A 12716-nucleotide genomic window follows, 5' to 3' on the forward strand; every position below is an offset into this window, starting at 1 on the left:
GAAACAATATGTCTATTAGAAATGAATCAGAAGTGGAAAATCAATCTAACCAGGATAATCAGCTTTCAAGTTTTGAATTAATGTGGAAAGCTGCCTTTGAAGAAGTAGATGAATGGGCTGGCCGCTTAAACCATCATGATGATTTATTCTTAAATGCTACTAAACAATATGTTGAGAGTATTAAAAGAAATCAGGAAAATAGTAAAGCTATTACGGAGCAATTTAAGAAAGAGCTTCTTGAGTGGGAAAAATATGCTCGTGAGGAATTACTTATGACCACGACAACTATTCAACATTTTTTCCCTGTTAAATCTTATGAAGAGATCAACCAAGTTGTTGATGACATTCAGAATAAAACTACTTCTTTATTATCTACACCAATTCGTTCTTTAACGAATGGCCAAGCTCTTGATAAGTACTTAGACAGTGTCCAACAATATATTTCTTTTAGAAAGAAAGGTAGAGAGAAATATATTGAAGGTGTTAAGAGTACAACCAATGTTTTATATGAAAATCAAAAAATATTCGTGAATCTTTTTGAAAATCAGGTAAAGTCTGCACTTTTACCCTTTCAGCAATATATGAAGACTACTACGGAGTCAAATAAATCATAACTTTATTGAGGTGAACAAGATGTCGACAAAAAAGCCGTATGACCCATTTGAGTCTTTCAAAAGTTACAGTGGAATTTTGGAAAAACAGATAAATGATTTTATTTTTCTTTGGTCAAATAACAATGAATTTGTCAAAATGGCAAATACAGGGACAGAGGCAAACTCCCGATACCTTGAAGCCTATAGAAAGAATCAAGAGGCACTAGCAGGTGTACTCAATATTCCTACTAGAAATGACTTGGTCAATATAGCTTCTTTAACCATTCAAACCGAAGAAAAAATTGAATCTCTTGAGGAACAAATTTGGGACTTACAGGATACCTTGAAGTCTCAAAGCAAGGATATTGAAACTGTTGTTGAGGTTTCAAAAGAAATAATTAAATTAACCAAACAACTAAAAACAGAGTTAGTGAAAACGAAAAAGGAACTAGCAGATTCCAAGAATCTACAAAGTGAACTACAAGAGATAAGGTTCGAGCTAAATAAATTAAATAATCTTAAAGATGAAGTAGAGATACTTAAAGGTCACGCGGAAAAAGACAATCCAAAAGAACTCGTCTTAACAGGTGCAGATTCTACAAAATAATTGCTGTGTTAACGGTTAATGATTTTAGAACTTTGTTGATTTGTGCGGAAAGCGAAGCGCCTCGGGACAGGCAGAGACCGCCTGTCCCTGCGGTGATTATTCGAAGAAGCATTCCTTATTGGAGCACAAATCAACAGTCTAATTTAACACAGCCAATTAATTAAGTAAGGAGGGCTAAAGAAGTGGCAGTAGAATCACCTTTTACGGATTTATTTCCACCGTTGGATTATGAGAAAGAAATGAGACGCTGGAAGCACGTTTTTCAAGTATTAAATGAGGCGGAGCCGAAGATTGGTCATACACCAAGGACAGAGGTTTGGAGAAAAAATAAATCAGTCTTATGGTATTACCCGGCAAAACAAAAAAAGTATGGAATTCCATTATTTTTCGTTTATTCTTTGTTTAACAAACCCTATATACTTGATATCGCCCCAAAGGCAAGTGTAATTGAGGGACTTACAAACCGTGGATATGATGTGTATTTGCTAGACTGGGGTACACCAGGCTATGAAGATAAGAATATTGGTCTTGATACATACATTCAAAAGTATTTAAGAACAGCAGTTAAGCGTGCTATTCGCCATTCTGGCGCGGAAGAATTAACACTCGTCGGTTATTGCTTAGGTGGGACAATCGCTTCTATATACGCTTCGATTGCTGAAGAGAACATTAAAAACTTGATTGTTGCAACAGTACCAATCGACTTTTCTACACTTGTTGGTCCAGATAAATGGGCGGAAGGACTTAAGGATGGAGATTTTAATGTTGATCGCTTTATAGATGTTTATGGGGTTATCCCGGCATCCTATGTGGAAGCAATGTTTCGTGCAGTATCTGCTCCTGTTTATTTTAGTCACTATACAATGCTTTTAAATCGGGCTCATGATCCAAAATATGTGGATAAATGGCGCAGGATGAACAAATGGACTACTGATCAGGTTCCATTTGCAGGGGAGGCTTTTAGACAATTAGCGAATGATCTTTTTAAGGGGAACAAGCTTGTTAAAGGCGAATTAATGATTGGAAATAAAAATGTAGATTTGAAAAATATTAAATCAAATTTGTTCGTTATTTCCTCAACGAATGATAATTTAGTTTTGGAACCGCAAAGTTTGCCGATTATGGATTTAGTTTCGAGCGAGGATAAAACGTATAAACTGGTTGAGGCAGGCCATGTTTCCTTAGCTTTAACAGGATTGTTTGCAGTAGTTGTCGATGAGTGGGCTTCAGCTCGTTCGAATCCAATTTAAATTTTTGTACTATAGGTGAGTACAAGATTATATAATGGTTAAAGGAAGAAAGGGAAGGAGTATCCTTCCCTTAACTTGCCTTTTTATGTTTATTTAAAAAGCTGCGAAGTACCTCATTAAAGGATTCTTTTGCCTCGAGTTTAGCTACATGTCCTGTATTTCTAAATATGACAAACTCAGAGTGTCTAATCTGTTTATGCATCATTAATTGTATCCAAGCAGGAGTAACTGAGTCATATTGACCGCCAATAATTAAAGTTGGAACTTTTATCTTTGATAGCAGACATAAATTATTTACCTCTAGACATGCTTTCATTGAAGGAAGGTAATATTCACGATTGGGCTGATAGAATTTTTTGAATTTCTCAACGTTTTCTGCTGTCCATGAGTAGAGACAAATTCGTGCTGCCATATTTTTTTGCTCCTCGAGTGAACGTGACTCTGTTTTTATCTTACGGAATTTCAAAAATAACTCTCCAAAATGTTTTGGTGCATAATGAAATGTGCTTACGAGCACGAGGGACCTGCACATGTCTGGTGCCTGACGATAGATTTCTTGTGCAACCATCCCGCCCATGGATAACCCACAGATATGTGCACTTTTAAGCCCAAGACCCTTCAACAAACAAATAACATCGTGTGCAAAGTTTGGAATACTAATTTCCTCATTTGTAAGGTACTCACCGTGTCCCCGTAAATCTGGAATAATTAAATCATACTTTTCTGCAAACTCAAACTGGCTGGACCAGCCTTCCTTTACTTCACCAAGCCCATGAATAAAAACCAATGGTTCACCAGCGCCCATTCGTAAATAGGGAATTCCAGAAAATAACTCACCCAAATAAACTACCTCCTATGGTTTAACATAATAATCTTTTTGGCCATAATTCGGATAGTGTAAACAGGGATAATGTAGTAATTAACATATTATATATAATTTCATTTCTTATTATTACCAATAGGTGTAAATTACATATATGTGGACAAAAAAGGACAATCGACTTGACGATTGTCCTTTTAAAAATTATCCATCTATCCCGCTATCATCGCTTCCTCTACCCTTGTCATCATCATCGTCATCGTATCGATCATCTCCGCTGTCATCATCAAACTTTACTCTTGTGATTTTCCCGGTTTCAGCATCGACTCGAATGTCAACCTCGCCCCGATCCGACTGAATCTCAAATTTATATTCGAGTCTGCCATGTTCCATTTCTTTTTCAACCTCGGTAATTTTCCCATTTACTTCATTGGTTGCGATTTTTGCAGCTTCATCAACTGAGATTGCTGAAGTGTTAGATTGAGAAGCCGTAGACTTACTGCTGTCATCATCATTATCATCATCTATCTTGTAAAATGTTTGACCGTGTTCTGTTTCTAGCTCCAACTCCTGACCTGCTTTGAGTTCAGGTAAGTTTTGTGTATCAAGATTGATGACGGCTGATTTATCATCTAAATGATTAGAATCATCTGGACGAGTATTATTGTTTGATGCACCTACTGCAAATGCCCCTCCCAAAACTAGTAACGATGATACAACACCTATTAATACTTTATTTTTCATTTTCTTTTCCTCCTCTTTGTTATTACCTTTCTACACCTTCAGTATATCCACCAAAAATGAGAGTAAAAGGATAGGAACATTAGAAATCAATGAGAAAAATAATAGTTTCCAGCGACTTATCAATCATCGTCATCCTCATCGCCTTTTTTCTTCTGTGTACTTTCATGGTCATCCCTGCCTATTGACATTACTTCTCCTGTAATAGCATGAATTTGAACGATTGCTTCACGATCATCGGATGTTTCTATCTTTATAAGGTAGTAGGTTTGGTTATTTTCCGTTTCTAGCCAAATATCATCAACCTCTCCCTGAACCTGTGTACGTGCAATTTCAACTGCCTCTTTTTCTGTCAAAGCTTTAGGCTGTTGAGTTATTGAGAATGAGGTAGAAGAGAGGATGCTGCCTGAAACAGCATCGACTGTAAGTGTAGTCTGCTTTTCTTTGTCATGCACAATGGCCTTATAAAATAAATCAGAGCCGTTATCTATTTTTTCTAATGAAGCGATTGTTCCATTTACTATCTCGGAAAGGATAATTTCCTTAATTCTCTCTTCTGATAACTCAACCTTTTGTGGAGGTGTTTGTGATGGCGTAGGCTTTGACGTTTCAGTTTGTGTGAAGGATAAAACCTTTCCGCTAGAGGAATCTAATTTAATAGTGTAATGATGATTTTGTTTTTCTAGTTCTATATGATATTGTTGTTTGTCTAATTTTATGGATGAAACACTTCCTTGGTAGCGCTCTTGAACGAGCTTCTCGGCATCCTGTTCTGTTAACATGTCAGCAGAGGGTGTAAGTTTCCCAAATTGCTGAAAGCTGACAACAACAATAATAAGGAGTATGGAACTTATGGCAACCCAAAACCAAGATATCCTTTTCAATTAAATTCACCACCTTATCCATTTATTTTCTTATATAAAAATGAGAAAGTGATGAGAATTTCGACGATTTTTCAAATTTTTTTATCAGAAGAGTGGCAGTAGTTCCAATTCCAGCCTTACTGTCCAGTTGTACTTCGATTCCAATTGCATCGGCAATTTCCTTGGCAATCGATAAACCTAGGCCAGAACCGCCTTGTTTTCTGCTTCTTGCTTTATCTACCCGGTAAAACCTGTCAAATACCTTTGGAAGTTCGCTTTCTTGGATGCCAATACCGTGATCAATAATTTTGATATATACCTCATCGTTCTCTTTCCCTAGTTCGACTGAGATACTTTCATCACTATATTTCCTTGCATTGTCTAAAAATATAAACAAAAGCTGCTTGAGTTTTTTTTCATCGGTTTCAATCATTAAGGGAGCTTCGTTCACCACTGCAAATTTAATATCACGATTATAAGCGTTCTTGAATACACTTACAGTTTGCTTTAGTAACTGATTGAGATTCACCTGGTTAAGCTCAATTTTCCACTGTTCATGGTGCCATGCTAACATCAACAGCTGCTCGGTCATTTCCATCATACGGAGCGCTTCAGAGTGTATGGCTTCAATCGATTCTGTGAAAAGCTGTGGTTCCTTTAAGCCCCTTCTTTTTAAAAGGCTTGTGTAACTCTCTATTATAGTCAAAGGGGTTTTAAGTTCATGCGATGCATTTGAAACAAACTGCTCCTGTTTTTCAAAGTTCATTTCTAAAAGCTCAATCATATGGTTAAAGGTTTGACCCATTTGAAAAAGCTCATCTTTCGAATTACCTTCCAGCTTAATGGTTTTAAATCTACCGCTTTTCCTAATTTCTGTCATTGTTTTAATCATAGATGTGACGGGACTTGTAATAAAGTTGCTAAGAAATCGGCTGGAAATGAATACAGGAATCAATGCAAGCAGTGTAACCAAGATTAAGACTAGACGGAGAATGGACAAAATATTAGTTGCGGTTTCCATACTTTTGGTAATTTGAAGATTGGCAACACTGCCGTCTTGTAAGATGATGGGCATTGATTCAAAGGTATAGTGTCGTTTCTCATATTCTATCTTTTTGCTGACTTCACTACTATAAAATACTGATTCTCTCTCACTTAGATTTTGCTCGCCAGCACTCGTATACGCAGGTGAATTTTTGTTATCCTCAGTCACAATTTGAATCATTCCGTTTATTGGAACGTAGGATCTAAGAATGGCGTTATCGGGAACTTTTCCTAGTGATTCCCCGAAATTATCGGATACTTTTTCCATCTCCTTATGTGCAGTGGCAAGCTCGCTATCGAGAATTAAGCTGCTGAAGGTATAATAAACAGTAATATTTATTATCATGAGCAGCAGGGCAAACAAAAAGGCTGTATAAAGGTTTATTTTATTTCGAAGTTTCATTTTGCATCCTTCATGACATAGCCTATGCCTCGAACAGTATGAATTAATGAGGGTAAAGAAGGTAGGTCTATTTTTTTTCTTACATATCGGATATAGACATCCACTACATTCGTATCGCCAAAAAAGTCGTATCCCCACACTGCCTCTAAAATTTGGTCCCTGCTCAACACCTGACGTTTATGGATCATTAGATAAACTAGTAAATCAAATTCTCTTGGAGTCAATTCGATAGGTTCTCCAGCCCTTAACACTTCTCTAGATTTTTGATCAATACTTAAATCGGCAAAACGCAACAGAATATTGTCTTCATCCTGATGGTTTTCAACTTGCTTTATTCTTAATGCAGCACGGATTCTCGCTAAGAGTTCTTCAATTTGAAAAGGCTTTGTAATATAATCATTGGCTCCTAGGTCAAGACCAGACACTTTGTCCTCAACAGAACTTTTTGCTGTTAAGAGAATGACTGGTGTAAGGAGGTCATTTTTTCTGATTCGCCTAAGAAGTTCAATCCCGCTTAAGCCTGGCAGCATGACATCCAATAAGATTAAATCCCAGTTCCCAGTACGATAGGCCTCTAATGCCTCGAGACCATCTATTACCTTTGTTACAGAATAGCCTTCATATTCAAGCTCAATCTCTAAAACTCGGGCTATCTTTTCTTCATCCTCAACAACTAGAATGGTTCCTTTTTTAGTTGACATTTGTACTCACCTCTAGAATTATATCTTCATACTATTCGGCTCACTTTTGATAAAAACCTTTCGAACATATGGTCAATCTTTAATTCTAGTCTAAAAAAAGATTAATTTTTTGTGAACGAATAATCTTTATTAATCGTAATAAAGAGGGATGAAGCTTTAGGGGGGAGAAATTTTGACAAATATAATAGAAATTAATCAAGTAAGCAAACAATTTAATAATCGGATGATATTAAAAGATGTCTCTTTTACAATTAAAGAAGGAACAATAAATGGCCTGCTTGGGCCAAATGGAGCAGGGAAAACCACAATCATCCGATTATTAAATGGAGTCATTGAGGCCACAACGGGATTGATGAAGGTGATGGATTTTGACCCACAGCTTCATGGAGATGAAATTAGAAAAAGAGTTGGAATTGTAACTGAAAGTGCAAGTCTTTATCATGATATGACCGCCTGGGACAATCTTGTCTTCTTTTCAAAAATATATGGTAAATACGATACAAAGCGAATCACACATTTGCTTGAACAGTTCGATATGCTGGGATTTAAGGATCAATTAGTGGGTAGCTTTTCTACAGGAATGAAGAAGAGAATCTCACTAGCTAAAGCTTTATTGCATAATCCAAAACTTCTTTTTCTTGATGAGCCGACCAACGGGTTAGATCCTGAAGGGATTAATGAAGTGATCCATTATTTACGCAAAGTGAATCAAGAGGAAGGGGTTACCATCTTAATTTGCTCACATGTTCTGCACCAACTTGAAACAATCTGCGATTCCTATTTGTTTCTGAATAAGGGCAGGATAGTAGAAAAAGGAGCAAAGAAGGAATTAGAGGAAAAATATTTAAAGGAAATTAGGTTATTAGTAGAAACGGGTCTTAAGCCCATTAATAGCCAATCCTACAAGGGGTACACATTTAGTAGGATAGGGTCTAATCAATTGGAATTTATACTTCCATCTAAGAATGAGATTACACCTTTATTAGCCAATATTCTAAGTGAAACATGGGTTCATAATTGTGAAATAACCAATAGAAGTCTTGAGGCGCTATATTTTAATATTAGGGGGGAATAGAGGTTGAATAAAACTACAATCCTAACAATTGCCCGAAAAGATATGAAAGCAACGTTTTCATCCAAGAAAGTTTGGGTTCCGATGATAATTGTAGCAGTAATGCTATGCATTATTGTTCCAGCTTTTATTGCCTATTTTGGAATTCACTTTGATTTGCTTGGTACCTCTACTAAAGATATCGAAAAACCGATAAATGCATTTATTAAAGACTTTCCAAATGAGGAGATGCGGAATACTCTAATCGCATTGCCGACAATTGACTTTAAATTTGTTTATTTCTTCTTAACCTTTATGATGATACCTTTTTTCTTAATGGTAGCTATTATTAATTCAATGGTTACTTCATCAAATAGTTTTGTAGGGGAGAAGGAAAGAAATACGTTAGAGACATTGTTATTTGCACCTATTTCAATTAAAGACTTGTTTCTAGGTAAAGTAGTAGCATCCCTAATTCCAACCTTAGGTATCTCATTTGCTTCCTTTATCATTAGTTTGATAGTTGTTAATGTCATTACGTATCCGTATTTTAAAGTAATCTTATATTTTAACTCTACTTGGATGATATTAATGTTTTGGGTTATTCCAATATTAGTACTGTTTAATATTATCTTGAATGTCTTGATCTCGGCCAAAGTTAAAACGTTTCAGGAAGCCCAGCAATTCGGCGGACTGCTTGTGTTCCCAATCGTTGGAATCATCATAAGCCAAGCAAGTGGAATGTTCTTCTTAAGCCCATTCACACTATTCCTAATAGGCGCTGCTTTACTAATAGGCAATCTATTCCTAATAAAACTGGTCACTAAATTTAGTAACCGAAATACATTATTTCAAAGTCAAATCCACTAACACAAAAAGACAATGTCTACCTGAGGTGGACACTGTCTTTTTATGGTGCCTGTCACTTAGTAGAGAATGCTTTTGGTTTTCACTAAGGTGAAACCTAAAAGGTTTTGTCTAAGGTGACACCAAAAGGTGTTCACTAAATTAATGAAAACGATAGCCAGATCCCCAAACGGTTTCTATGTATTCAGGGTTGGAGGGGTCGTGTTCAATTTTTTCTCTTATTTTACGGATGTGGACGGTGACGGTCGAGACGTCTCCATTGCTATCGTAACCCCATATTCTTTCAAAGAGATGGTCTTTGCTGAAGACCTGGTCTGGGTTTAGTGCTAAAAAGGTGAGAACATCAAATTCCTTTGTTGTTAAGGTAATTTCTTTGGTATTTACAAAGACACGCCTCGAGGATCGATCAATGAATAAACCACGGATGTATATTCCTTGCGATTCAGTAGTTTGTTTCATTGATAATCTCTCATATCGGGATAGATGTGCTTTCACTCTCGCAACCATTTCATTTGGACTGAAGGGCTTGACTAAATAATCATCTGCACCCAGCCCCAGACCTCTAATCTTATCAATTTCTTCTTTTTTTGCTGTCACCATAATGATAGGGATATCTTTAATACTTCTTATTTTCTTACAAATTTCAAAACCGTCGATGTTTGGCAGCATAACGTCTAGCAGAATTAAATCGTAATCTTGTGTTAATGCTTTTTGGAGACCAATATCTCCAGTATGGACCATTTCTGTTTGGAAGCCGTTGATTTCTAAATAATCCTGTTCTAATTCAGCAATACTTTTTTCATCTTCAATAATCAGAATCTTTTTCATGATGTGGCCTCCTCGGAACAGGTCTGATGCGGCAAAATAATGGTAATTTTTGTTCCTACTGTTAAAGTACTATCTAAATTTATCATACCGTTATGTTCTTCAATAATCATTTTTGCGATGGAAAGTCCTAAACCACTGCCCCCGGTTAATTTATTTCTCGATTGTTCAGCTCGGTAAAACTGATTAAAGATGAAGGGAATTGACTCTTCTGGTATACCAGGTCCATTATCAGTAATGGAAACCTCTACCGTTTCGTCGGTAGAATGCATAGATATTATTAATTCCTTTTTATCCTTATCCATGTACTTTAAGCTATTGTTAATAATATTTGCCAGACCTCGTTTAAACTTTTCACGATCAGCAAAAACATGATAATGACCCTGAGGGGCAAATTGGAAATTTAACTCTACATTCTGCTTTCTAAGGTCAAAGCTTAACTCCTCGAAATAATCACTTAGATAATCTTTTATATCAATTCTTTCAAATTCAAAGGGAACCTTGCCTAAATCCAGCTTTGAGAATAAGAATAATTCATCAATTAAATGGTCCATGTCCACTGCTTTTGTATAAATGGTTTGAATATAGCGTGTTCTCTTTTCAGGTGTGTCTGCCACTCCATCACGGATTCCTTCAATATACCCTTTAATGGAGGTAATCGGCGTTTTTAAATCATGAGAAATATGGGCAATTAATTCCTTCCGGTTATCCTCATATTGTTTTTGGATTTCATGTGACTCCTTTAATTGAATCCGCATTTCTTCAAATGCTTGTGTTAACTGACCAATCTCATCATTCCTAGCCGCTGTAATGGAATGCTGGAGGTTGCCGCTTTTTATAAAATGAGCTGCTTTCTTTAATTGATTGATTGGGTTGATAATACTTTTAGACACAAAGTAGGTTAAAAATCCATTAGTCGCAATTAATATCAATAAACATAAACCGAATAGGATTGGGAAAAAGGTTCTTACAAACTGATTCCAAGGGCTTGCGTCTCTCATTAAGAAGAGTGAGACCTCGCTGCCATCCTGCAGATAGAAATCATGCTGCTTCACGGCAAACGTCTGCTCACCTATTTCTTCTAAGCTGCGGAAGCTTCTTTCTGTACCAAACTCCGGCAGCTTCTCTGTATGGACTTTTTCTAGCTCATCTGTAAGATAGAATATCTCATCGTTTTTACGGACAATTAAACCAGAATCGATTTCACTAAGTTCAGTGTTTAGGGATTCCAAATATTCCTTACTCATCATTTTCATTGGGTTGACGGCAGACTTTTCTTTTAATTCTAGAAACAGCAATGTATCCTCTTGTTTTGTTTTGTGGTAATTGTGGCTTTCTGGTAAGAAATTGGCCATTTCACGGATATCTCCGAGAAACACCATCATTAACAGAAAAGAGGTAATTATAAACATAATGATTGGTACCGTGATCATCGCAATATTTGATAATATCAGACGAAGTTTGATAGACATAGGTAGCACCCTTCGGTTAGGCTTCTTTTCTATTAAACATATAATAGCCTACTGAAAAAAACAATGCGAAAGATGAGCACAAATACGTGACAGTTTGCAAAATCCATCGAAGTGAAACATCGCTAAGCCACTGCATATACCAATCTAAATAGGTAGATGGCAGTAAGTATAAGGAAGAAGGGAGAACATAAGGAATAAACATCATGATTAGATAAAGGCCAATCATGCTAGATATAGCAAGAACACTAGACTGGACCAAAAGTGCCACCATAACAGCAAATGCCGTTAGAACGATAAGGGGGAGCCAGGATACAATAAAAGCTCCAAGACTAGAAGGAATATTGGTCAAGTTGAAGACTTTATCAAAAACTACGCTGCTTATCATCACGGCCAGCCATTCTAATAAAAGAACAATTAAGTTAAAAATACTAATAGCGATAACTTTGGAAAGGAAAAGCTCCATTCGACTAATGGGTCTAACCTGAAATAAGGTTCCGCGTTCTCTTTCTCCCGTAAATAAATCTGTTGCGGAGATAAAAATAAATAAAGGAATAAAAATGGTGACAAATAAATCTAATAATGTAAAATTGATATTTTCAGCTGGTAAAGCCATCCAATCGGTTAAAAAAAGATTATTAACAAGAAGCTTAGTCAGGACAGGAATAAGCACAGAAGCAAGTAGAAACAGTTTGGTGCTTTTTTTTGACAGCAGCTTTTGCATTTCATTTAAACTATTTGCTCGGATTGTGTTCATCTCCCTGCCGCTCCAATCTTCTTGACATAGACATCCTCTAATGGCTCGCTGCCGGCTTCATAAAATGATGCTGCGCCCTGGATGAGAAAACAAAAACGATTACATAATTTCTCTAATTCTGAAATATGGTGACTTGAAATTACAAGGGTTACACCGGAATGGATTGAAATCTCCTGGATTGTCTTTCTTAACAATAGCAAACCATCAATATCTAAGCCGTTCGTCGGTTCATCTAAAACAATTAATCGCGGCTTCGAGATAAGTGCTGAGGCAATTCCAAAACGCTGCTTCATTCCCATAGAAAAGGAGGATATTTTCTCGTTTTTATAAGGCGTTAAACCAGTCTGTTGCAATACTTTTTCAATATCTGTATCAGTAATACCAGAATACAAGCGAGAAATCATTTTTAGATTTTTATAGGGTGACATGTTTTCATAAGCAACAGCTGGCCCTATTAACGCACCCACAGGTCGTATCGCTTCTTTGTAATTACTTTGAAGTTCAACACCAAACAATTCAACTTTTCCACTATCTGGTGAAGTTAGACCGGTCAAGCATTTTAATAAGGTTGTTTTACCGGCCCCATTTGGACCAAGGATTCCTACTATTTCCCCTTGGTCAATGGTTAGATCGATATTCTGTATGCCTCTGCCGTTTGAGAATTGCTTCGTCAATCCAGTAATAACCACTGCTTTTTCCAAAATTGTCACCCTCTATCAATTACT

General features: G+C 36.5%; 14 protein-coding genes. 5 read left to right on the top strand and 9 right to left on the bottom strand.

Going from position 1 to position 12716, the window contains the following annotated elements; all coding sequences use genetic code 11:
* The first annotated feature begins 8 nt into the window (after positions 1–8).
* The 3 genes from QNH48_RS08210 (at position 9) to QNH48_RS08220 (ending at position 2450) form a co-directional block, all read left to right on the top strand.
* Positions 9–614, top strand: coding sequence for a hypothetical protein (locus tag QNH48_RS08210; protein WP_133369591.1), 606 nt, complete (start codon positions 9–11; stop codon positions 612–614).
* Between the two features lie 19 nt (positions 615–633).
* The gene (locus QNH48_RS08215; RefSeq protein WP_283954509.1) at positions 634–1200 is read left to right on the top strand and encodes a polyhydroxyalkanoate biosynthesis repressor PhaR; all 567 of its coding nucleotides are present in this window, start codon (positions 634–636) and stop codon (positions 1198–1200) included.
* Between the two features lie 182 nt (positions 1201–1382).
* Positions 1383–2450, top strand: coding sequence for an alpha/beta fold hydrolase (locus QNH48_RS08220; RefSeq protein WP_283954510.1), 1068 nt, complete (start codon positions 1383–1385; stop codon positions 2448–2450).
* 70 nt (positions 2451–2520) lie between these two features.
* Here QNH48_RS08220 and QNH48_RS08225 read toward each other — a convergent pair whose 3' ends face one another.
* The 5 genes from QNH48_RS08225 to QNH48_RS08245 all read right to left on the bottom strand — a co-directional run bounded on the left by QNH48_RS08225 (position 2521) and on the right by QNH48_RS08245 (position 7022).
* Positions 2521–3291: an alpha/beta fold hydrolase gene (locus QNH48_RS08225; protein ID WP_283954511.1), complete on the bottom strand. Its 771-nt coding sequence runs from the start codon at positions 3289–3291 to the stop codon at positions 2521–2523.
* Between the two features lie 183 nt (positions 3292–3474).
* The gene (locus QNH48_RS08230) at positions 3475–4014 is read right to left on the bottom strand and encodes a PepSY domain-containing protein (protein WP_283954512.1); all 540 of its coding nucleotides are present in this window, start codon (positions 4012–4014) and stop codon (positions 3475–3477) included.
* Positions 4015–4133: 119 nt separating this feature from the next.
* Positions 4134–4895, bottom strand: a complete 762-nt coding sequence (locus tag QNH48_RS08235) for a PepSY domain-containing protein (RefSeq protein WP_283954513.1) — start codon at positions 4893–4895, stop codon at positions 4134–4136.
* Between the two features lie 22 nt (positions 4896–4917).
* A complete protein-coding gene (locus QNH48_RS08240; protein WP_283954514.1) occupies positions 4918–6321 on the bottom strand; it encodes a sensor histidine kinase in 1404 nt (467 codons plus the stop codon).
* Positions 6318–7022: a response regulator transcription factor gene (locus QNH48_RS08245; RefSeq protein WP_283954515.1), complete on the bottom strand. Its 705-nt coding sequence runs from the start codon at positions 7020–7022 to the stop codon at positions 6318–6320. Before QNH48_RS08245 ends, QNH48_RS08240 begins: the two co-directional genes overlap by 4 nt.
* 172 nt (positions 7023–7194) lie before the next feature.
* Between QNH48_RS08245 and QNH48_RS08250 the strand changes: the two genes are divergently transcribed.
* Positions 7195–8097 (top strand): ABC transporter ATP-binding protein, encoded by a 903-nt coding sequence (locus tag QNH48_RS08250; RefSeq protein ID WP_283954516.1) that lies wholly within the window; start codon positions 7195–7197, stop codon positions 8095–8097.
* Positions 8098–8100: 3 nt separating this feature from the next.
* Positions 8101–8943 (top strand): ABC transporter permease subunit, encoded by an 843-nt coding sequence (locus tag QNH48_RS08255; protein WP_283954517.1) that lies wholly within the window; start codon positions 8101–8103, stop codon positions 8941–8943.
* Positions 8944–9081: 138 nt separating this feature from the next.
* On the opposite strand, the gene QNH48_RS08260 is transcribed toward QNH48_RS08255, so the two are convergent.
* From QNH48_RS08260 to QNH48_RS08275, 4 genes are read right to left on the bottom strand one after another with little or no spacing between them, the layout of a single operon-like run.
* Positions 9082–9768, bottom strand: coding sequence for a response regulator transcription factor (locus QNH48_RS08260; protein WP_283954518.1), 687 nt, complete (start codon positions 9766–9768; stop codon positions 9082–9084).
* Positions 9765–11237, bottom strand: coding sequence for a sensor histidine kinase (locus tag QNH48_RS08265; RefSeq protein ID WP_283954519.1), 1473 nt, complete (start codon positions 11235–11237; stop codon positions 9765–9767). Before QNH48_RS08265 ends, QNH48_RS08260 begins: the two co-directional genes overlap by 4 nt.
* A 16-nt stretch (positions 11238–11253) precedes the next feature.
* Positions 11254–11991: an ABC transporter permease gene (locus QNH48_RS08270; RefSeq protein WP_283954520.1), complete on the bottom strand. Its 738-nt coding sequence runs from the start codon at positions 11989–11991 to the stop codon at positions 11254–11256.
* On the bottom strand, positions 11988–12692 hold the full coding sequence (locus QNH48_RS08275; protein WP_283954521.1) for an ABC transporter ATP-binding protein: 705 nt from the start codon (positions 12690–12692) through the stop codon (positions 11988–11990). Before QNH48_RS08275 ends, QNH48_RS08270 begins: the two co-directional genes overlap by 4 nt.
* Positions 12693–12716 lie beyond the last annotated feature (24 nt).

It is taken from the genome of Neobacillus sp. YX16, assembly GCF_030123505.1.
Taxonomy (GTDB): Bacteria; Bacillota; Bacilli; order Bacillales; family Cytobacillaceae; genus Neobacillus.

What these genes read in the sequence shown, in the direction of transcription:
- QNH48_RS08230 (WP_283954512.1), bottom strand. Translation starts at nt 4,014, where the DNA reads ATGAAAAATAAAGTATTAATAGGTGTTGTATCATCGTTACTAGTTTTG.
- QNH48_RS08210 (WP_133369591.1), top strand. Translation starts at nt 9, where the DNA reads ATGTCTATTAGAAATGAATCAGAAGTGGAAAATCAATCTAACCAGGAT.
- QNH48_RS08270 (WP_283954520.1), bottom strand. Translation starts at nt 11,991, where the DNA reads ATGAACACAATCCGAGCAAATAGTTTAAATGAAATGCAAAAGCTGCTG.
- QNH48_RS08245 (WP_283954515.1), bottom strand. Translation starts at nt 7,022, where the DNA reads ATGTCAACTAAAAAAGGAACCATTCTAGTTGTTGAGGATGAAGAAAAG.
- QNH48_RS08260 (WP_283954518.1), bottom strand. Translation starts at nt 9,768, where the DNA reads ATGAAAAAGATTCTGATTATTGAAGATGAAAAAAGTATTGCTGAATTA.
- QNH48_RS08215 (WP_283954509.1), top strand. Translation starts at nt 634, where the DNA reads ATGTCGACAAAAAAGCCGTATGACCCATTTGAGTCTTTCAAAAGTTAC.
- QNH48_RS08265 (WP_283954519.1), bottom strand. Translation starts at nt 11,237, where the DNA reads ATGTCTATCAAACTTCGTCTGATATTATCAAATATTGCGATGATCACG.
- QNH48_RS08240 (WP_283954514.1), bottom strand. Translation starts at nt 6,321, where the DNA reads ATGAAACTTCGAAATAAAATAAACCTTTATACAGCCTTTTTGTTTGCC.